Source organism: Pseudomonas sp. 7P_10.2_Bac1, assembly GCF_025465935.1.
GTDB lineage: Bacteria > Pseudomonadota > Gammaproteobacteria > Pseudomonadales > Pseudomonadaceae > Aquipseudomonas.
The window spans coordinates 90,745-109,330 of record NZ_JANLNV010000057.1 but is presented as its reverse complement, the minus strand read 5'-3'; the positions used below and the strand labels follow the sequence as shown (position 1 = coordinate 109,330).

General features: G+C 58.5%; 20 protein-coding genes. 12 read left to right on the top strand and 8 right to left on the bottom strand.

Annotation, left to right across the window (positions count from 1 at the left end; translation table 11 throughout):
- Positions 1-6 precede the first annotated feature (6 nt).
- Positions 7-939 (bottom strand): zinc ABC transporter substrate-binding protein ZnuA, encoded by a 933-nt coding sequence (gene znuA, locus NTD86_RS09860; RefSeq protein ID WP_410016969.1) that lies wholly within the window; start codon positions 937-939, stop codon positions 7-9.
- Between the two features lie 57 nt (positions 940-996).
- Between znuA and NTD86_RS09855 the strand changes: the two genes are divergently transcribed.
- Genes NTD86_RS09855 through NTD86_RS09840 form a run of 4 tightly spaced genes read left to right on the top strand, consistent with a single transcriptional unit; the run spans position 997 to position 3,805 of the window.
- Positions 997-1,479 carry a Fur family transcriptional regulator gene (locus tag NTD86_RS09855; RefSeq protein ID WP_262202016.1) on the top strand — a complete coding sequence of 161 codons (483 nt, stop codon included), beginning with the start codon at positions 997-999 and terminating at the stop codon, positions 1,477-1,479.
- A complete protein-coding gene (gene znuC, locus NTD86_RS09850; protein WP_262202015.1) occupies positions 1,479-2,267 on the top strand; it encodes a zinc ABC transporter ATP-binding protein ZnuC in 789 nt (262 codons plus the stop codon). The genes NTD86_RS09855 and znuC overlap by 1 nt, the downstream gene beginning before the upstream one ends.
- Positions 2,260-3,048, top strand: coding sequence for a zinc ABC transporter permease subunit ZnuB (gene znuB, locus NTD86_RS09845; protein WP_262202014.1), 789 nt, complete (start codon positions 2,260-2,262; stop codon positions 3,046-3,048). The genes znuC and znuB overlap by 8 nt, the downstream gene beginning before the upstream one ends.
- Positions 3,049-3,085: 37 nt before the next feature.
- Entirely contained in the window at positions 3,086-3,805 is a 720-nt protein-coding gene (locus tag NTD86_RS09840; protein WP_262202013.1) for a PA5502 family lipoprotein, read from the top strand.
- A gap of 60 nt (positions 3,806-3,865) precedes the next feature.
- On the opposite strand, the gene katE is transcribed toward NTD86_RS09840, so the two are convergent.
- Positions 3,866-6,058: a catalase HPII gene (gene katE, locus NTD86_RS09835; protein ID WP_262202026.1), complete on the bottom strand. Its 2,193-nt coding sequence runs from the start codon at positions 6,056-6,058 to the stop codon at positions 3,866-3,868.
- Between the two features lie 201 nt (positions 6,059-6,259).
- On the opposite strand from katE, the gene NTD86_RS09830 reads away from it, so the two are divergent.
- From NTD86_RS09830 to NTD86_RS09820, 3 genes are all read left to right on the top strand, one after another.
- The gene (locus tag NTD86_RS09830; RefSeq protein WP_048387105.1) at positions 6,260-7,267 is read left to right on the top strand and encodes a methionine ABC transporter ATP-binding protein; all 1,008 of its coding nucleotides are present in this window, start codon (positions 6,260-6,262) and stop codon (positions 7,265-7,267) included.
- Positions 7,267-7,941 (top strand): methionine ABC transporter permease, encoded by a 675-nt coding sequence (locus NTD86_RS09825; RefSeq protein WP_262202012.1) that lies wholly within the window; start codon positions 7,267-7,269, stop codon positions 7,939-7,941. Before NTD86_RS09830 ends, NTD86_RS09825 begins: the two co-directional genes overlap by 1 nt.
- An 81-nt stretch (positions 7,942-8,022) precedes the next feature.
- Positions 8,023-8,793, top strand: coding sequence for a MetQ/NlpA family ABC transporter substrate-binding protein (locus NTD86_RS09820; RefSeq protein WP_262202011.1), 771 nt, complete (start codon positions 8,023-8,025; stop codon positions 8,791-8,793).
- 82 nt (positions 8,794-8,875) lie between these two features.
- Here NTD86_RS09820 and NTD86_RS09815 read toward each other — a convergent pair whose 3' ends face one another.
- Positions 8,876-9,511: an SCO family protein gene (locus NTD86_RS09815; RefSeq protein WP_262202010.1), complete on the bottom strand. Its 636-nt coding sequence runs from the start codon at positions 9,509-9,511 to the stop codon at positions 8,876-8,878.
- A 265-nt stretch (positions 9,512-9,776) separates the two neighbouring features.
- Here NTD86_RS09815 and NTD86_RS09810 point away from each other — a divergent pair, with 265 nt between their 5' ends.
- The gene (locus NTD86_RS09810) at positions 9,777-10,412 is read left to right on the top strand and encodes a hypothetical protein (protein WP_262202009.1); all 636 of its coding nucleotides are present in this window, start codon (positions 9,777-9,779) and stop codon (positions 10,410-10,412) included.
- A 25-nt stretch (positions 10,413-10,437) separates the two neighbouring features.
- Here NTD86_RS09810 and NTD86_RS09805 read toward each other — a convergent pair whose 3' ends face one another.
- The 3 genes from NTD86_RS09805 to NTD86_RS09795 form a co-directional block, all read right to left on the bottom strand.
- Positions 10,438-11,169, bottom strand: a complete 732-nt coding sequence (locus NTD86_RS09805; RefSeq protein ID WP_262202008.1) for a carbonic anhydrase — start codon at positions 11,167-11,169, stop codon at positions 10,438-10,440.
- Between the two features lie 138 nt (positions 11,170-11,307).
- The gene (locus NTD86_RS09800; RefSeq protein WP_262202006.1) at positions 11,308-11,796 is read right to left on the bottom strand and encodes a DUF523 domain-containing protein; all 489 of its coding nucleotides are present in this window, start codon (positions 11,794-11,796) and stop codon (positions 11,308-11,310) included.
- A complete protein-coding gene (locus tag NTD86_RS09795; protein ID WP_262202025.1) occupies positions 11,793-12,428 on the bottom strand; it encodes a 2OG-Fe(II) oxygenase in 636 nt (211 codons plus the stop codon). The genes NTD86_RS09800 and NTD86_RS09795 overlap by 4 nt, the downstream gene beginning before the upstream one ends.
- Positions 12,429-12,579: 151 nt before the next feature.
- On the opposite strand from NTD86_RS09795, the gene NTD86_RS09790 reads away from it, so the two are divergent.
- Positions 12,580-13,332: a hypothetical protein gene (locus NTD86_RS09790; RefSeq protein ID WP_262202005.1), complete on the top strand. Its 753-nt coding sequence runs from the start codon at positions 12,580-12,582 to the stop codon at positions 13,330-13,332.
- A gap of 7 nt (positions 13,333-13,339) precedes the next feature.
- Here the strand turns inward: NTD86_RS09790 and NTD86_RS09785 are convergent, their stop codons facing one another.
- A complete protein-coding gene (locus NTD86_RS09785; RefSeq protein ID WP_262202004.1) occupies positions 13,340-13,693 on the bottom strand; it encodes a YkgJ family cysteine cluster protein in 354 nt (117 codons plus the stop codon).
- Between the two features lie 147 nt (positions 13,694-13,840).
- Between NTD86_RS09785 and NTD86_RS09780 the strand changes: the two genes are divergently transcribed.
- A complete protein-coding gene (locus NTD86_RS09780; protein WP_262202003.1) occupies positions 13,841-15,142 on the top strand; it encodes an NAD(P)/FAD-dependent oxidoreductase in 1,302 nt (433 codons plus the stop codon).
- A 79-nt stretch (positions 15,143-15,221) separates the two neighbouring features.
- On the opposite strand, the gene NTD86_RS09775 is transcribed toward NTD86_RS09780, so the two are convergent.
- Entirely contained in the window at positions 15,222-15,413 is a 192-nt protein-coding gene (locus NTD86_RS09775; protein WP_262202002.1) for a DUF1127 domain-containing protein, read from the bottom strand.
- A 169-nt stretch (positions 15,414-15,582) separates the two neighbouring features.
- Between NTD86_RS09775 and NTD86_RS09770 the strand changes: the two genes are divergently transcribed.
- A complete protein-coding gene (locus NTD86_RS09770; protein WP_262202001.1) occupies positions 15,583-17,019 on the top strand; it encodes a PLP-dependent aminotransferase family protein in 1,437 nt (478 codons plus the stop codon).
- Positions 17,019-18,584: a phospholipase D family protein gene (locus NTD86_RS09765; protein WP_262202000.1), complete on the top strand. Its 1,566-nt coding sequence runs from the start codon at positions 17,019-17,021 to the stop codon at positions 18,582-18,584. Before NTD86_RS09770 ends, NTD86_RS09765 begins: the two co-directional genes overlap by 1 nt.
- Positions 18,585-18,586 lie beyond the last annotated feature (2 nt).

Sequence of the window (18,586 nt, the reverse complement as noted above, 5' to 3'; positions counted from 1 at the left end):
TGGGGTTTAGAGGCTGTTCAAGCAGCCTGCCAGGTCGTTGCCGAGTTTTTCCAGCAGTTGTTCATAACCCTGTGCGGTGGCCGGGGTGAAGCCGCCCAGTGGGTCCAGCTCAGCCAGTTTGACAGGCAAACCGGCAGTCAAGGTGTCGGCCAGGCGCGGACGCAAGGGCGGATCACTGAAGACACAGGTCTTGCCCACTTCCTGCAAACGCTGGCGCATGGCCGCGACGTGCTGGGCGCCCGGTTGCACTTCAGACGCTACGCTGAACACGCCGGTGTGTTTCAGGCCGTAAGCGCTTTCGAAGTAGTCGTAGCCTTCATGGAAAACAAAGAACGGTTTGTCCGCAATCGCGGCCATACGCGTTTTCAGGCGCGCATCCAGCGCATCCAGACGCTCATTGAACGCTTTGAGGTTGCTTTGGTATTGCGGCGCATGGGCCGGGTCTTTTTCGCTCAGGTCTGCAGCCATTTTGGCCGCGATCACCCGGGCGTTGTCAGGCGCCAGCCACAAGTGCGCGTCCAGTGTGCCGGGGCGGTGGTCGTGGTCATGTTCGGCCGCATCGTCTTCGTCATGGGAGTGACTGTCTTCGGCAAAATGGCGCAGTTTCAAACCCGGCAGGGTCTGCACGGCCACAGAGGGCAGGGTGCGAGTCTTGATCACCCGCGGCATAAAACCTTCCATGTCCGGGCCGATCCAGTACAGCAAGTCAGCCGACTGAACACGCCGTACGTCGGAGGGGCGCAACGCATAGTTATGCGGCGACGCATTCGGCGGCAACAGCACCTCGGGTTTGCCCACGCCGTCCTGCACAGCCGCAGCAATCAACTGCAGCGGTTTGATGCTAGTCAGTACATTGACCTCAGCCTGGGCCGGGGAAATCACCATCAAACTGGCAGACAAAGCAATAAAAATCGCAAAAATTCGGGGCACGATGGGCACTCATGGCGGCTGAAACGGGTAACATAATAACGTCTCTCACGGAAATCGTCGCCGCTCATGTCTATAGCACCGCTTGCCAGCCGTCCCCACGACCACTCTCATTGCGTCCACAGCGCGCTCTCTGAAGCGGACGCTTTGTGCGCGCAAAAGGGCCTGCGCCTGACGGCGTTGAGGAGGCGGGTGCTGGAGTTGGTGTGGCAAAGCCACAAGCCCCTGGGTGCCTATGACATCCTGGCCGTGCTCAGCGAGCAGGATGGTCGTCGTGCCGCGCCGCCAACCGTTTACCGCGCGCTGGACTTTCTCCTCGAGAATGGCCTGGTGCACCGTATTTCCTCGCTCAACGCCTTTATCGGCTGCAGCCACCCCGAGCATTCACATCAGGGCCAGTTTCTGATCTGTCGCTCGTGCCACGCGGCCATCGAGCTTGAGCAAAAAAACATCAGTGACGCGATTATCAGCAGCGCACGCGATGTCGGCTTTACGGTCGAAGGGCAAACCGTAGAAGTGCTCGGTTTGTGTTCGGGCTGCCAGGGGGCTTGATGAGCACTGCTCTGATACGTCTCGATGAGGTCTGCGTGACCTTTGCCGGGCAAAACGTGCTTGATGCGATTGAGTTAAGCGTTGAGCCTGGCCAGATTGTGACCCTGATCGGCCCCAATGGCGCCGGTAAAACCACGCTGGTCAAAGCGGTATTGGGTCTGCTCAAGCCCACCAGCGGCAGCGTCTGGCGCAAACCCAAGCTGCGTATCGGCTACATGCCGCAAAAACTGCACGTTGACCCCACGCTGCCGCTTTCGGTGTTGCGCTTCTTGCGTTTGGTGCCGGGTGTGGATCGCGCCCAGGCCCTCGCGGCGCTGAAAGAAGTCGGTGCCGAAAAAGTGATCGACAGCCCGGTCCAGAGCGTGTCGGGCGGCGAAATGCAGCGCGTGCTGCTGGCCCGTGCGCTGTTGCGTAAACCCGAACTGCTGGTGCTCGATGAACCGGTGCAAGGCGTAGATGTGGCGGGTCAGGCTGAGCTTTACAGCTTGATCACCCGCCTGCGCGACCGCCACGGCTGCGGCGTGCTGATGGTGTCTCACGATTTGCATCTGGTCATGAGCACCACTGATCAGGTGGTGTGTCTCAATCGCCATGTGTGCTGTTCCGGCCATCCGGAGCAGGTGAGTGGTGATCCGGCATTTGTCGAACTGTTCGGCAAGAACGCACAGAGCCTGGCGATTTATCACCATCATCACGACCATGCGCACGACCTGCATGGCTCGGTGGTCAGCGAAGGCGCCGCCACGGCACACGTTCACGTTCATGGAGAAGGCTGCAAGCATGGCTGATTTTCTGTTTTATGCCCTGCTGGCAGGTTTGTCTTTAGCGGTGGTTGCGGGGCCCTTGGGCTCGTTTGTGGTGTGGCGACGAATGGCTTATTTCGGCGACACCTTGTCCCACGCGGCCTTGCTCGGCGTGGCGTTGGGCTTTTTGCTGGATGTCAGCCCGGCGATCGCCGTGACTGTGGGCTGCCTGTTGCTCGCGGTACTGTTGGTGACCTTGCAACAGCGTCAGCCACTGGCGTCCGACACGTTGCTCGGAATTCTCGCCCCCAGTACCTTGTCCCTCGGCCTGGTAGTACTAAGCTTCATGCATGAGGTGCGGATCGACCTGATGGCTTACCTGTTTGGTGACCTGCTGGCGATCAGCCCTACGGACTTGATGTGGATCATGGGCGGCAGCGTGGTGGTGCTGGCGTTGCTGGTGGCACTGTGGCGGCCTTTGCTGGCGATCACGGTGCACGAAGAGCTGGCGACGGTCGAAGGTTTACCGGTCGCCACGCTGCGCATGGCCTTGATGTTGTTGATTGCAGTGGTGATCGCGGTAGCGATGAAGATTGTCGGTGTGCTACTGATTACTTCGTTGCTGATCATCCCCGCTGCCGCTGCCCAACGGCACGCCCGCTCCCCGGAGCAAATGGCGGTGGGCGCGACGTTACTGGGAATGCTGGCGGTCTGTGGTGGTCTGGCACTGTCGTGGTTCAAGGACACGCCTGCCGGGCCCTCGATTGTGGTCTGTGCCGCCGCACTGTTTCTGCTGAGTTTTGTTCTGCCCCGTCGAGGGGTGTAGACTTGCTCGTTTTTTGCGCACTTAGAGAGCCGCAGGAATGAAGCTGTTTAACTCACGTTATGCGCTCCTGGCAGCATTTTCCTTGCTGTTGGGCGCCTGCCAAAGCACGCCATCGGCCGACAATCAGGCCGAGCAGGCGCGTGCGGGCGCCATTGCACAGCTGGAGCAGAACCTGGCCAGCAGCGAACTCGCGACGGCCGAAGATCAGTTGGCCGCCTTGCAGGCCCAAACGCCTGATGACCCGCAATTGGTGCAGTACCAGCGTCAATTGGCCGAGGCTTATTTGCAACGCAGCCAGATCGTGTTGCAAAAAGGCGATGTCAACGCCGCCGCAACGGCCCTGAGCCGTGCCCGTGCCCTGATGCCCAAGGCTCCGGCCCTGACGGGTGGCGTCAACAGCGCGATCGCCCAGGCCCGCAAGGCCGAACTGGATAAAGCCGAAGCTGCACTCAAGGCGGCCGAGGCGCGCCCACCGGCCAAAGTCATTGACCCGGCGGCGCCTTATACGACTATCGCGCTGAACATCACCGATATTGGCAAACTTCGCCATCAACTGGATTTAATCGCGCAAGACATTGTTAATTATCAATGCGCTGTCAGTCTGCAGGTGCCGCGTACCGCCGATTATCCGTGGCTGGCCACGCTGATCAGCAAACGAGTGAAAAAGCTCGACCCCGGCTTTGACCTGACCCTTGAGCGTCAGATCATCCGCCGTGTACCGGCCCAAGTGGTGTTGACACCCAGCAAGCCCGAGTAAGGGTTGATCGTTGCTGCCGAAGGCTTCAGACCTTCGGCAGCAACGCAATACCGCCTTTGCTTAAGCCGGAATCGCCTTGGCTTTCGCCTCGCGAGCCCACACGCGATGCAGCGCGATGGCCGCCAGAAACGCCTTCAGATCCCGAGCATCCTTGATCGCCAGCAGCCCGTCATCCACTTGCAAATGCAGCGCTTCGAGCAACTGTCTGGCCTCGCCATGCAAGGCGATGGGTTTCAGGTGTTTATAGGCTTCCAGCAGAAAGTGCAGCGCCACCCCGTCCTCACCCAGTGTGTTGATCGACTCGGCACCGCCGGGCACATACACGGCGTCGAAGGTCACCGAGGGCAAGCCCTCCATCGAGGCATCCACTGCCAGCGATTTACCCTCTAGCGTTTTGACAGGTGCGGACGTTGGCCCCAGCAATTTGGCGTGAGCGCCCTGGGCTGCGAGGGTCTTTTTCATCACGTCTATAGCCTCCCCGTCTACGCCGTTGGCCGCCAGAATCGCCACTTTGCGGGTCTTGATATTGCCAGGGAGCAAATTGGCCTGGCTCAGCGCGGCTGACGTGCTGACGCGGGTTTTACGCACAGGCACTGTGCCTTTTTTCGGTGCTGGCAGGCCGAGGTTTTCCGCGACCCGTCGGGCCAGTTCCAGGTCGATATTGGCCAGAATCTCATCCACCTGACGGGCACGGATGTGTTCACGCTCCACTTTGCCCAGTTCAAAGCTGTAGGCCGCGATGATGTGCTCTTGCTCGTGCTTGCTCATGCTGTGGAAGAACAACCGGGCTTGGGAGAAGTGATCGCTGAATGAGTCACTGCGCTGACGTATCTTGTTGGCGTCGATGCGCTCCGGGTACGACTCAAAACCACCGTCCTGGGCGGCAGGCGGCGTTTCCTTCGGCCAGCCCCCATCAATAGAGTTGGGCTCGTACGAGGCCCGGCCCTTGTTGATGGTGGTGCGATGCTGAGCGTCGCGCTGGTTATTGTGGAAAGGGCACACAGGGCGGTTAATCGGGATTTCGTGGAAGTTCGGCCCGCCAAGCCTGCTGATTTGCGTGTCGGTGTACGAAAACAGACGACCTTGCAGCAGCGGGTCGTTGGAGAAGTCGATGCCCGGCACGATATGGCCCGGGCAGAACGCGACCTGCTCGGTCTCTGCAAAAAAGTTGTCGGGGTTGCGGTCGAGCACCATCTTGCCCAGCGGCGTAATGGGTACCAACTCTTCGGGGATCAGCTTGGTTGGATCAAGGATGTCGAAGTCGAACTTGTGTTCGTCCTCTTCAGGAATGATCTGCACACCGAATTCCCATTCAGGGTAATCACCGGTTTCAATGGCGTCCCACAGATCGCGGCGATGGTAATCGGTGTCTTTGCCTGCCAGCTTTTGCGCCTCATCCCACACCAGAGAGCACGTGCCGACGCTGGGGCGCCAGTGAAATTTCACAAAGTGAGATGTGCCCTCGGCGTTGATGAAGCGGAAGGTGTGCACCCCGAAGCCTTGCATGCTGCGCAAGCTTTTGGGGATTGCCCGGTCGGACATGGCCCAGATGACCATGTGCGCGGACTCCGGCACCAGTGAGACGAAGTCCCAGAAGGTGTCATGGGCCGATCCGCCGGTGGGCATTTCGTTGTGGGGTTCAGGTTTGACCGCGTGTACGAAATCAGGAAACTTGATCGCATCCTGAATGAAGAACACCGGCATATTGTTGCCCACCAGGTCGAAGTTACCTTCGTCCGTGAAGAACTTGACGGCGAACCCGCGCACGTCGCGTACGGTATCCCCCGAGCCCCGCGGGCCCTGGACAGTAGAAAAACGCACGAACACGGGAGTTTTCTTTTCTGGATCTTGTAGGAAACCGGCCTTGGTCAGGGCGCTGTGGGCTTTATAGGCCTGGAAATAACCATGAGCCCCCGTACCTCGCGCATGGACGATGCGCTCTGGAATTCGCTCATGGTCAAAGTGCGTGATTTTCTCACGCATGATGAAGTCTTCCAGCAGTGAAGGGCCGCGTGCGCCTGCCTTGAGGGTGTTTTGATTGTCCGAAATCTTGACGCCCTGATTGGTTCGCAGCGCTTGATCCGTAGCGTCGTCGCGAAATTTTTCGAGGTTTTCCAGTTTGACGTTAGTGTTGCCACGATCCAAGGTGTCGGTGCCGGCCATCTGGCTTTTGTGTGAAGACGGTTTCCTGGTACTCATCAGACTAAGCTCCTTGTTGATGAAAGCCCCACGGGCTGGGCTTCTTAGACATATATCCCGTTGCGGGATGTGCGGTGCTGTTAGTACTGACTGGTCCCCGGTGCGGTCGTTCCTTATTTCTGACCATCAGTCGTCTTATCGCCAAATCAAAGGTCTTTGCTCAAATAAATGCTAAGAACCTCTATAAGGACAGGCTAAAATGCGCGCCCGGCTAACCGCTGATCTTCTATTTACGCGTCCCACAAGGTCCGCTACGTGATTGAGTTCCATAACGTTCATAAAACTTACCGGGTCGCCGGTAAGGACATTCCCGCCCTGCACTCCACCAGTTTGCGTGTCGAGAGCGGTCAGGTATTTGGCCTGATTGGTCACTCCGGTGCGGGTAAAAGTACATTGCTGCGCCTGATCAACCGCCTCGAGACACCGAGTGGCGGGCAGATCATCGTCGACAACGAAGACGTGACAGCGATGGATGCCAATGGCCTGCGGCGTTTCCGCCAGCAAGTCGGAATGATCTTCCAGCACTTCAACCTGCTGGCGTCCAAGACTGTTGCCGACAACGTGGCAATGCCACTGACGCTGGCGGGTGAATTGTCCCGCAGTGAAATCGACCAACGGGTTGCCGAATTGCTGGCGCGCGTAGGTCTGTCAGACCACGCCAAGAAATACCCTGCGCAGTTGTCAGGTGGTCAGAAACAGCGCGTGGGCATTGCCCGTGCCTTGTCCACCAAACCAAAAGTGTTGTTGTGCGACGAAGCCACCAGCGCACTCGACCCGCAAACCACGGCGTCGGTGCTGCAGTTGCTGGCTGAGATCAACCGCGAGTTGAAGCTCACCATCGTGCTGATCACCCACGAAATGGATGTGATTCGCCGTGTGTGCGATGAAGTGGCCGTGATGGACGCGGGCGTCATCGTGGAGCAAGGTCCGGTGGCTGAGGTGTTCCTGCATCCCAAGCACCCGACCACCAAGCGCTTCGTGCAAGAAGACGAGCAGATCGACGAAGGCGAACAGCGCGATGACTTCGCTCATGTGCCTGGGCGCATCGTGCGCCTGACGTTTCAGGGCCAGGCGACCTATGCGCCGTTGCTGGGCACCATCGCCCGTGAAACCGGTGTGGACTACAGCATCCTGGCAGGTCGTATCGACCGCATCAAAGACACGCCATACGGGCAATTGACCCTCGCCATCACCGGTGGCGACATGGACGCTGCTTTCGCTCGCTTCACAGCGGCTGATGTCCATATGGAGGTACTGCGTTAATGGACTCTCTATTGGGTTTCTTCACCAACATCGACTGGCTCGAAATCTGGCTGGCCACCGGCGACACCTTGATGATGCTGGGTGGCTCGCTGTTATTCACTATCCTGCTGGGCTTGCCGCTGGGCGTGTTGCTGTTCCTGTGCAGCCCGCGCCAACTGTTCGAGCAGAAAGCCGTCTACGCCTTGCTGTCGCTGGTGGTGAACATTCTGCGTTCGTTGCCGTTCATCATCCTGCTGATCGTGATGATCCCATTCACCGTGTTGATCACCGGCACCTCGCTCGGCGTCGCGGGTGCGATTCCGCCACTGGTGGTGGGGGCAACGCCGTTCTTCGCTCGTCTGGTAGAAACTGCCCTGCGTGAAGTGGATCGCGGCATTATCGAGGCGACGCAGTCGATGGGCGCCAGCACCCGTCAGATCATTACCAGCGCCTTGCTGCCAGAAGCCCGTCCGGGCATTTTTGCAGCGATTACCGTGACCGCGATTACGCTGGTGTCCTACACCGCCATGGCGGGTGTCGTAGGCGCGGGCGGCTTGGGTGATCTGGCGATTCGCTTTGGTTACCAGCGTTTCCAGACCGACGTGATGATCGTCACCGTGGTGCTGTTGTTGATTCTGGTGCAAATTCTGCAAACCGTGGGCGATCGCCTGGTTGTGCATTTTTCGCGCAAGTAAGCGGGTCGACACACTAAAAACGTAATAGCCAGCACCCAGCTGGCAGATACCTGGAGTCAGGTGTTCACAAGGAGCTGTTGAATGAAGAAGTTATTTGCTGCTGTGGCCGCTGTTGCGGCGTTTTCTGCCCACGCAGGTGATCTGTCGGTTGCGGCGAGCCCGGTTCCGCACGCTGAGATCCTGGAGTTCGTGAAGCCTACGCTGGAGAAAGAGGGCGTAAACCTGAAGATCAAGGTTTTCACTGACTACGTTCAACCCAACGTACAAGTGGCGGAAAAGCGTCTGGACGCCAACTTCTTCCAGCATCAGCCTTACCTGGATGAGTTCAACAAATCCAAAGGTACTAACCTGGTCAGCGTAGCGGCCGTGCACCTCGAACCGTTGGGCGCTTACTCCAGCAAAATCAAGGATCTGAAAGAGCTGAAGGATGGCGATACTGTCGTGATCCCGAACGATGCCACCAACGGCGGCCGCGCACTGTTGCTGCTGGACAAGGCGGGCGTGATCAAGCTCAAGGATTCGAAAAACATCCTGTCGACGGTGAAAGACATCACCGAAAACCCTAAAAACCTCAAGTTCCGCGAGCTTGAAGCGGCCACGATTCCACGCGTGCTGACTCAGGTTGATCTGGCGCTGATCAACACCAACTACGCGCTGGAAGCCAAGCTGAACCCGGAAAAAGACGCGCTGGTCATTGAAGGCAGCGACTCGCCTTACGTGAACATCCTGGTGGCACGTCCGGACGATAAAGACTCGCAAGACATGAAGAAACTGGTCGCAGCCCTGCACACGCCAGAAGTCAAAGCCTTCATTCTTGAGAAGTACAAAGGCGCCATCCTGCCGGCGTTCTAAGGGCTATCTCCCGTCTCGCGATCTTTTGATGGCTTAAAAGATCGCGAGGCAAGCTCGCTTCTACCGTTCTCTGCCTTTCTCGTTACTTCCTCTCTACCAGCCCTGGCAACTGGGTAACCATCTTTTGGGTATTGAACGGCGCGCGGATAAAACCACGCTGAGTGCCGTCCGGCCCAATCAAGGCCAGATTACCGCTGTGATCGACGGTGTAGTTAGGCTTGCTGGTATCGGGCGCAATAAACGGAATGCTCACGGCGTTCGCCAGCGTTTGCAGCTCCTCGATTGACCCCGGTGTGAGGCCCGCGAATTGCGGATCGAAATAGCTCAGGTATTTTTTGAGCTGCTGCGGGTTATCACGGTTCGGGTCGACGGTGACCATCACGACTTGCAGTTTGTCTTGTACCTCCTCAGGCAGCTCGCTTTTGATCTGGCGCAGTTGGGAGAGGGTGGTAGGGCAAATGTCCGGGCAGTAGGTGTAACCAAAAAACAGCAGGCTCCACTTGTCTTTCAGCTCATTGATGTGCACCGGCTGACCGTCTTGATTGGTCAGGGTCAAGTCTGGCAGGTGACGGCTTTGCGGCAGCAGAATGATCCCGGCCTCGGTCAAGGCCGCGTTATTGCCATGGCTGCTCTTGGATATCAGGCTGTTGAAGATCAGCCCCATGATCAACGCCAGCAGCGCGACCAGAATAAAGACGTTTCTTTGGGTTTTAGTCATCGGTTCATCACTGCGTAGTGGTCGAAAACAACGCGAAGAGACAGCGTACGTGAAGGTGCAGATAGAGGTGTGCGGCGAAGTGCCACGGTACAACACTGATCGGTTACTATGCGCGCCCAAATTTAAAACCTGACCCCCGCGACAAATGGCACTCACTGCCCGGTTACAAAATGATTAACAATATGCCCCCTGAAAAAAAGGCCCTCCTTTGCAGAGAGCTTCTTTTAAAGCACTTCCCTAGTTCAGCGCCCCCCCTGGAGTTCCCATGAACACCGCCGACATCCGCGCGCAGATCTCGCGTGCCCAAGAACTTGACGCCAAAAGTGGCCTGCTTGCCAAACATCTGGCTGCCCAGCTTCCTCACCTTCATTCGGCGATTCAGTTGCCTGAGCTTGATCGCAATACGGTGATGACCCGTTTTGTCAGCGCCTATATCGACCAGGTGCCGGACTTGCTCGATGCCGCCCATGCGGTCGCTCGTGAAGCGGGTATCCAATCACAGATCGAGCCTGTGTTGAAAATCGCCGAGCAGTTTTTCGCTCAGCCACCTTCCTTGCTCGCAGGTCACGAAGGGCTCGAAGGCTTGCTGGACGAAGCGTACCTGGCGCATCGCCTGGTTGAAGAGGTCAACGATCTTTACATCAAGCACTTTCAGCAGCCGCTGATTCCACTGGACATGACCGTGGCCAACCTGATCGCTCATCAACTGGTGGGTGAAGAGTTTGCTAACCGGCTCGACGAGGCGGTGCACCACGCTGTAGATCAGATGCTCAATGACGAAAGCTTTGCGCTGGAGTCGGTCGAAGCTTACCGCGAGAAGCTGACCAGCCCGGACACGGGCGCCGCGTGGAAACGCTGGCCGTGCCTGTCCAAGCAATTGGGCGTCGGGCTGTCGTTGTAATTGGGCTGCAGGTGCGAGCCGGGTATTAAAACCGGGCTTTAGGGGTCGCGCTCGGGATCGGGTTGGTCCCGTCCAGCGGGCGGAAACTGCCGGTATCGGCGTCGTAGGCCTTGATCGCACTGGTTTCGATGTCGTAGACCCAGCCATGAATGAACAGATGCCCGCTGGCCATGCGTGACGCCACCGATGGGTGGGTGCGCAAGTGTTGCAGCTGGGCAATCACGTTTTCTTCCGTCAGCACGTGCATGCTCTCGGACTCGGTGGCGCAGTTGCAGTTGTCCTGCACCATGGTTTTTGCGACTTCTACGTGATGAAGCCAGGCTTTAACCGTCGGCATCTTTTTCAGGGTGCCGGGGTTGAGCACGGCACGCATCGCACCGCAATCGGAGTGCCCGCAAATGATGATGTGCTGCACGCCCAATGCCAGCACCGCGTACTCGATGGCGGTGGAAACACCGCCGTTCATCTGGCCATAAGGTGGCACTACGTTGCCTACGTTACGCGTCACGAATAGATCACCCGGTGCGCTTTGGGTAATCAGTTCCGGGACGATGCGCGAATCGGCACAAGCAATGAACATCGCACGCGGGCTTTGCGCCGTGGCGAGTTTTTTGAAGAAGGCTTCTTGTTCAGGAAAGATCTCGTGATGGAAGTGCAAAAAACCATCAACGATGTGGTGCAAGGCCGCATCGGCACTTTCGGCGGGTGAAGTGTTGGCGGTAGAGGCAGTAGGTTGTGGTTTCTGCTTGTCGCTCATATAAATCCCCTGGGCAAAGTGGCACCGGATGTTACACGCACACACCGTAAAACTGTAGTCGCTGCCGAAGGCTGCGAAGGACTGCGGCGTTTTTGAGAAACGGGTTGCCTCACAGCCTGCTGCAGCGGCTCCGTGCCGTCAGGAAATGTTCGCCAGCGCCTCGGCCGCCTCGGCCAATTCCAGTTCATTGAAGACCTGGACCCCGGCTGCGCTGAGCAACGCGGTGGTGACACCCTGACCTTCAACCTTGGTGCCGCTGAAGCTGCCGTCGTAGGTCAATCGATTGCCACACGACGGGCTGTTGGCCTTGAGGATAGCAATGCGAATGCCGTGTTGCTTGACCAGCTCAAGCGCCTGCCGGGCGCCGGATACAAAGGCTTGGGTCACGTCCTCGCCGTCGGTGGTGATGACGGGGGCACGGCCGCTGAGCACTTCAATGCCTTGCCCACCCGGGATCTCTGCCGCTGCACGCGGGGTCGGCAGGCCACCGGCGACTTCCGGGCACAGTGCAACGACTCGGCCTTCGTCCTGCCATTGGGCCAGTTGATCGTAAGGGCCGCTGGCGCCGCCGTCATAGCGCACGCGATGGCCCAGCAGGCAGCGACTGACCAGCAATTTGGGCTTCATAACAGTACCTCTGTGGCGCGCCGGCGAAACCAGCCGGTCAATGACAGGCGATCGCGTGTGGCGGGCATTACTTCATGGGGGATTTCGCCCGAGAGAAATACCACCAGGCAACCACCCGTTGGCAACACGTCGTAATCGACATTGCCTTCAAGATACATGCGTAAATGCCCGCCGTGTTCAGGCAACCAGGCCTGATTGAGGTAGAGCACTGCCGACACCATGCGACGGTCGTCGTCGCGGAAGCGGTCCAGATGCTTGAGGTAAAACGCACCGGGTGGGTAGAGGGCGAAGTGACTTTCAAAGTCCTCCAGACCCAAAAAAAGCCTGCGATTCATAGCGATTCGCAGGCTTTCCATTAACCCTAAATAGTTGTCGCAGGCTGGAGCCTCTCCCGGCTCCAGCCATTGAATATGGTCGCCGCGGATACCCTCGCGGACCTCTTGCGCCGGGCCACGGCCTACGGCCGCCGGGGTCAGTTCACCCTCGGCCGCACGTTTATGGCACTCAGCCGCCAGTTCGAGGGTCAAAGCCTCGGGCAGGAAAATGTTTTGCTGTGACCATCCCTGCGCGTACAGGTCGTCGACGATGCGGAGCAACAGTGGGTGATCAGAGGGTATTTGCATGGCGCGCATCATATAGAGACGCCCGAAAATCTGACAGCTCCGTCTAGCTGGCCAAGCAGAAATATTTCATCTGGTCATTTAAAGCCGTCGGGGCAAGACGAATTCTCGACAAGTCCTAGGCTGGCCCCGGACAATAGCGCCTAGCTGACAGGAGTCCTTCATGCGCCGCTTGTTTTTACTGTTAATGATGTGTTGTTCGTTCCCCGCATGGGCAGACCACCTCGATGATCTATTCACCGTTGCGGGCTGGCCCGAGCAACGCGCGCATTTCAATGACGCCCTAAATGCCGCTCAAGAGCGCTATCGCAATAACTTGCCGCCTGCCGTTTACCAGGCGCTGGTCAACAACAGCAGTCAGCGTTTCGGCGCTGAAGCGATGGACCGGCGTGCCAAGGGGCAGATGCGCAAGCAGTTGCCGAATCCCGATCCGGCCCTGACTTTTTTTCAGTCAGCGCTGGGACGCAAGATCGTGGCCGCCGAACTGCTGGCCACCCGCCGTGATCAATTGGCCAAACACGCCCAAGGTTTGCCGCGCGTTGAGGCGAGCGCTACGCGTCAGCTGCTGATTAACCATTTATCCAATGCCTTGCCGGCGAGTGAAGCGGGCGCAGAGGTGACCTTGGCGATTGCCGGGGTAGCGGCGGACAGCTTGAGTGCGATGATTCCAGGCTTGCTCGGCAGCACGCAGGTACAAAGCGCGCTCAATGGCCAGCGCCAGCGGTTGATGGAGCAGATTGCCGGGCAACTGGATAACACGTTGCTGTATGTGTACCGCGACCTGTCCGACCCGGAGCTGGAAGAATTTGTGACGTTTGCCGAGTCTTCTGACGGCAAGACTTACTACCAGGCAGCATTGGCAGCGATCCGGGCCGGTTTGGCGGTGGGGCAAAGCACCTCCAGCCTGGCCCAATAACGGTGCGTTAAACCAGGACTTGCCGGGTACTGGCAATGTACTCATGCACCAGCTTCTCGGCGCTTGGGTGAATCATCTCCACCGGACGACGTCCATTCGGGCAGGGCAGTGTGGGGGTCGTACCGAACAGACGGCAAATCAGCGGGCGTTCGTCATACACCGTGCAGCCGTTCGGCCCCAGGTGCACACAATTCAGCTCATTCAGGGCTGCTTCTTGCTCGGCTGCGGTCTTGCGCGGCAAACGAGCCATTTCCTCCGATGACGTAGTCACCGGCCCACAGCAGTCATGGCACCCCGGCACGCATTCGAACGACGGAATTTGCTGCCTGAGAAAGCGAATTTTATGACTGTTGCAGCTCATTTATTGCTCGTCGCACGTGAAAAGGCCGCAGAGTCTGCCTTAAAACCATTGGCCTAGACAGCACCGTATGGCCGGTCTTGCTCCTCGCGATTGGCACGGCTTATGCTCCGTAAAATTTTCCAAACATAAACAATCAGGATTACGCACATGAACGCCCCGGTTCAGCGCAGCCAGCACACCGCCTCCTATTACGCCGCCAGCAGCTTACCGCAGCCTGACCATCCGGTGTTGCAAGGCGAGTTGGTGGCTGACGTGTGCGTGGTCGGTGGCGGATTTTCCGGGTTGAACACGGCGCTGGAACTGGCCGAGCGCGGCTTGAGCGTTGTCCTGCTTGAAGCCCACAAGATCGGTTGGGGCGCCAGCGGGCGCAACGGGGGCCAGCTGATTCGCGGCGTCGGCCATGGTCTGGATCAATTTGAAGGGGTGATCGGTAAGGACGGCGTTCGGCAAATGAAGCTGATGGGGCTGGAGGCGGTGGAGATCGTTCGCCAGCGCGTCGAGCGTTTCAACATTGCCTGCGACCTGACCTGGGGTTACTGCGACTTGGCGAACAAGCCCCGCGATCTCGAAGGCTTTGCTGAAGAAGCGCAAGAACTGCGCGACCTGGGCTATCGCCATGAAACCCGTCTGCTGCCTGCCAGCGAAGTGCGCACCGTGGTGGGCTCGGACCGCTATGTGGGCGGGCTTATCGATATGGGCTCAGGTCATTTGCATCCGCTCAACCTGGCGTTGGGTGAGGCCGCGGCTGCGGTGCAGTTGGGCGTGAAACTGTTCGAGCATTCCGCTGTGACCCGTATCGAGTACGGCTCGCAAGTGCGCGTGCACACCGCTCAAGGCGCTGTCCGGGCGACAACTCTGGTGTTGGGTTGCAACGCCTACCTCAAGGATTTGAACCCGCACCTCAGCGGTAAAGTGCTGCCGGCGGGCAGCTACATCATTGCCACCGAACCGCTGACCGAAGCCCAGGCCCAGGCAGTGCTGCCGCAAAACATGGCGGTGTGTGATCAGCGCGTGGCGCTGGATTACTACCGGCTTTCGGCGGACCGTCGCTTGCTGTTCGGCGGTGCCTGCCACTATTCGGGGCGAGACCCACAGGATATTGGCGCCTATATGCGCCCCAAAATGCTGGAGGTGTTCCCGTATCTCAAGGACGTGAAGATTGATTACCAGTGGGGCGGCATGATCGGCATCGGTGCTAACCGCTTGCCACAGATTGGCCGCCTGCCAGAGCACTCCAACGTGTATTACGCGCAGGCCTACTCAGGCCACGGAGTCAACGCCACACACCTGGCGGGCAAGTTGCTGGGCGAGGCCATCAGCGGCCAGCACAGCACGGGGTTTGATCTGTTCAATAAAGTCCCGCACATGACCTTCCCAGGCGGTAAATACCTGCGCTCGCCGTTGCTGGCACTGGGCATGCTCTGGCACCGACTCAAAGAACTCGCCTGATTGCTGCAGGAGCGAGTTTGCCTGGGGATCTTTTGATCTTTTAAAAGATCGCCAGGCAGTTGGCTCCTACAGAGGTCTATCAAGAGCGCCAAAACGGTTTGCGGCCTTCGTGTCTGGCCACTTCAGCACTCAAGCCCACGTCGTCCAACTGCCGCGCGTCCAGATTAAGCAAGGCGCGGCGCGAGCGTGAGCGATGCCAGAACAGGCCCAAGCGTCCCAGGTGAGTGGGTTGGCGGTGAGGTCTGAGGTGTACTTCGCTAACAGCATTCATTGGGCAGCTCCTTTTGACTCCATTGCATTGAGTCAGCATGATGGCCTCGCGCCAAAAGCCATGACAGATTCAAAAGCCCGCTATTAATTGCATACAGATCTGGGCTTTCTGGCGCTGAATCTCAGGTTTTTGCCTCATCTGTACTGGTTTTTCTTTCAAGAGTGCGGTCATGACCCTTTACATCAATCTCGCCGAGTTGTTGGGCACACGCATCAAGCAGGGCTTTTACCGACCGGGCGATCGCCTGCCTTCGGTGCGAGCGTTAAGCGTCGAGCATGGTGTGAGCCTCAGTACGGTGCAGCAGGCGTATCGCTTTCTGGAAGACCAGGGCCTGGCGGCGCCGCGGCCTAAATCGGGTTACTTCGTACCGCTGGAACGGGCGTTGCCGGCTTTGCCGGGCATGGGCAAGCCGGCCCAGCGTCCGGTCGAGATTTCGCAGTGGGAGCAGGTGCTGGAACTGGTGCGCTCAGTGCCACAAAAGGATGTGATTCAGATGGGGCGAGGCATGCCTGACGTCAACACACCCACCCTCAAGCCGCTGCTGCGCAGCCTGGCGCAAATCAGCCGGCGCCTCGATTTGCCTGGTTTGTATTACGACAACGTCTATGGCGTGCTGGCCCTGCGCGAGCAAGTCGCCCGCTTGCTACTCGATTCGGGATGCCAGGTGGGCGCCGAGGATCTGGTGATCACTACCGGCTGCCATGAAGCGCTGTCATGCAGTATCCGGGCGGTATGTGAGCCGGGCGATATTGTGGCGGTCGACTCGCCGAGCTTTCATGGGGCCATGCAAACCCTCAAAGGGTTGGGCATGAAAGCGCTGGAGATCCCCACTGACCCGCTCACTGGCATCAGCTTGGAAGCCCTGGAGTTGGCATTGGAGCAGTGGCCGATCAAGGCGATTCAGATCACCCCCAGTTGTAACAATCCGCTGGGCTACATCATGCCCGAGTCGCGCAAGCGCGCGTTGGTGACGTTGGCTCAGCGTTTTGATGTGGCGATTATCGAAGACGATATTTACGGTGAACTGGCCTACAGCTACCCGCGTCCGCGCTCCGTCAAGTCATTCGATGATGACGGTCGTGTGTTGCTTTGCAGTTCGGTGTCCAAAACCCTGGCGCCTGGGTTGCGCGTCGGTTGGGTTGCCCCGGGGCGTTACCTGGAGCGTGTGCTGCACACCAAATACATCAGCACTGGCTCGACCTCGCCACACCCTCAACTGGCGGTGGCGGAATTTATGAAAAATGGTCACTTCGAGCCCCATTTGCGCAAGATGCGTATGCAATACCAGCGTAATCGCGACGTGATGCTTGGCTGGGTCAGCCGTTATTTTCCGCCGGGTACACGCGCCAGTCGACCCCAAGGCAGCTTCCTGCTCTGGTTGGAGATGCCCGAAGGCTTTGATAGTTTGCGCTTGAACCGTGCGCTGCTTGAGCAAGGTGTACAAATTGCCGTGGGCAGCATCTTTTCGGCATCAGGCAAGTACCGTCACTGCTTGCGAATGAACTACGCTGCCAAACCAACGCTCCAGATTGAAGAAGCCGTACGCAAAGTCGGTGTGACTGCCTGCAAGCTGTTGGCTGAAACCGTTGATCACGCCGAGCAATGATGGGGCACCACACGTTGAAATCACTGTGTATTTTGCTGTTCGCGTTGTGGCTGGGAGGTTGCAGCTCTGTGGAAGTAAACCGTGAACCGAGCCAGTCATTACCGGCCTCGAGCTCGGCCTTTGGTCGTTCGCTCCAGGCCCAGGCGGCTGCGTATCAAGGCCGCTCCGGGTTTCGCCTGTTGCCCAACAGCAGTGAGGCATTCTGGGCACGCGCCGAGTTGATCCGCAACGCGCAGACCAGCCTCGATCTGCAGTACTACATCGTTCATGACGGCCTCAGCACGCGGATGTTGATCGACGAGTTGCTCAAGGCGGCCGATCGCGGGGTGCGGGTGCGCATCTTGCTCGATGACACCGCCAGCGATGGGCTGGACGATATTCTGGCGACCCTCGCCGCCCATCCCAACATCCAGATTCGCCTGTTCAATCCACTGCAACTGGGCCGCAGCACTGGTGTGACCCGGGCCATGGGGCGGCTGTTCAACCTGTCGCGTCAGCACCGGCGTATGCATAACAAGTTATGGCTGGCTGATAACAGTGCGGCGATTGTCGGTGGGCGCAATCTGGGCGATGAGTATTTCGATGCCGAGCCGGATTTGAATTTCACGGATATCGACTTGCTCAGTGTCGGTCCTGTGGCTGAGCAGTTGGGGCACAGTTTTGACCAGTACTGGAACAGCGCGCTGAGCCAGCCGATTGGTGATTTTGTTTCTTCGCGCTTGTCGCATCAGGAATTGTCCGAGGCCCGTGGCGCGTTGGAGGCCTCACTCAAACAGTCCAAGCAGGCCCACCAGGACTTGTACCAGCAGCTCGCCGCTTACGAAACCAATCCGCAATTGGATGTGTGGCGCACACAGTTGATCTGGGCCTGGAACCAGGCCCTGTGGGATGCGCCGAGCAAGGTGCTGGCCAGCGGTGAGCCGGACCCGCATTTATTGCTGACCACGCAGTTGGCCCCGGACCTATCTGGGGTCAATAAAGAGCTGATTTTGATTTCGGCGTACTTTGTACCCGGCGAAACGGGGTTGGTGTATCTGACAGGCCGCGCCGATGCCGGGGTTGATGTGCGGTTGCTGACCAACTCGCTGGAAGCCACCGACGTGCCGGTGGTGCACGGTGGCTATGCGCCGTATCGCAAGGCGTTGCTGGAGCACGGGGTCAAACTGTATGAGCTGCGTCGTCAACCGGGCAGTACCGGCGGGAGCGGGTTGCACTTGTTCAGGCCGGGTTTGAATTCGGATTCGAGCTTGCACAGCAAGGCGATGATTTTTGATCAGCGAAAGTCGTTTATCGGCTCGTTCAATTTCGACCCGCGCTCGGGTTTATGGAACACCGAAGTGGGCGTCCTGGTCGACAGCCCGGAACTGGCCGCGCAAGCCCGCGACCTGGCGCTGCAAGGTATGTCAGCGGCGTTGAGTTATGAGCCGATGCTGGAGCAAGGGAACATCGTCTGGGTGACTGAAGACCACGGCCAATTGCACACCCTGACCCGCGAGCCCGGCAGTTGGTGGCGCCGACTGAATGCGTGGTTCAGCAAAACAGTCGGGCTGGAGAAGATGCTCTAAAG